This is a genomic window from Mesorhizobium sp. M7D.F.Ca.US.004.03.1.1, from assembly GCF_003998635.1.
Lineage (GTDB): Bacteria > Pseudomonadota > Alphaproteobacteria > Rhizobiales > Rhizobiaceae > Mesorhizobium > Mesorhizobium loti.
The window spans coordinates 1-1,145 of record NZ_RZQG01001358.1; the positions used below are offsets into that span (position 1 = coordinate 1).

A 1,145-nucleotide genomic window follows, 5' to 3' on the forward strand; every position below is an offset into this window, starting at 1 on the left:
GGAGAGAGCCGCTAGGGCAAAGGCGCTCGAACTGCTGGAACTGGTCACCCTCACCCACCTCGCGCACGAGCCGGCGCGCGTGCTTTCGGGCGGCCAGCGCAAGCTGCTCGAACTCGCCCGCGTGATGATGGCCGACCCGGCGATCATCCTGCTCGACGAACCGGCGGCCGGCGTCAACGCGACGCTGCTCGAAGTCATCATCGACCGCATCCGCGACATCAATGCGCGCGGCATCACCTTCCTGCTGATCGAGCATAACATCGACATGGTGACGCGGCTCTGCCATCGCGTCCTGGTCATGGCGAGCGGCCAGTTGCTCAGCGAAGGTACGGCCGAAGAGGTCGCGCGCGACCCGCGCGTCATCGAGGCCTATCTCGGAGGCGCCGCATGAGCGAGATCGTCCTCGATGTCCGCGGCCTTGAAGCTGGTTACGAGCCCGGCGTGCCGATCGTGCGCGGCGCCTCGATCACCGTCAAAAAAGGCGAGATCGTCGTCGTGCTCGGCCCCAACGGCGCCGGCAAGTCGAGCTTCATCAAGGCCATCGCCGGCCTCGTCCCGATCACCGGCGGCACGGTGTTTTTGGACGGCAAGGACATCACGGCCGCCCCCGCGCACACCATGGTGCGGCTTGGGCTGGCCTTCGTACCGCAGACCGAAAACATCTTCCCGCTGATGTCGGTCGAGGACAATTTAAAAGTTGCCTGCGGCATCCTCGAGCGGCGCGAAATCCCTGCCCGCATCGAGGAAATGTATACCGCCTTCCCCGACCTCGTGCGCCAGCGCCGCACCGCCGCCGGCAACCTGTCGGGCGGACAGCGGCAGATGCTCGCCGTTGCCCGGGCCCTGATCGTCCATCCCAAGGTGCTGGTGCTCGACGAACCGTCGGCCGGCCTGTCGCCGAAATTCGTGTCGATGGTGTTCGAGATGCTGGCCGGCATCCGCAAATCCGGCGTCACCATCCTGCTCGTCGAGCAGAACGCCAAGGCAGCGCTCGCCATCGGCGACCGCGCCTATGTGCTGGTCGAGGGCAAGGACCGGCACGAGGGCATCGCCTCCGAACTGTGGAACGATCCGGTGGTCGCCGAACTCTATCTCGGCCAGCGCCCGCTGCACGCCGAGAAAGGAGGGGGGGCATGAGCCTGCAA

At 66.3% G+C, this 1,145-nt stretch carries 2 protein-coding genes; both read left to right on the top strand.

The window, feature by feature from the left end; translation table 11 throughout:
- Positions 1-391, top strand: a 391-nt coding sequence (locus tag EN935_RS37055) for an ATP-binding cassette domain-containing protein (RefSeq protein WP_164771737.1), incomplete at its 5' end; no start/stop codon positions are given.
- A complete protein-coding gene (locus EN935_RS37060; protein ID WP_109661770.1) occupies positions 388-1,137 on the top strand; it encodes an ABC transporter ATP-binding protein in 750 nt (249 codons plus the stop codon). The genes EN935_RS37055 and EN935_RS37060, both read left to right, overlap by 4 nt.
- The last annotated feature ends 8 nt before the right edge of the window (positions 1,138-1,145 follow it).

Coding starts and splice junctions, on each gene's coding strand:
- EN935_RS37060 (WP_109661770.1), top strand. CDS start 388: ATGAGCGAGATCGTCCTCGATGTCCGCGGCCTTGAAGCTGGTTACGAG.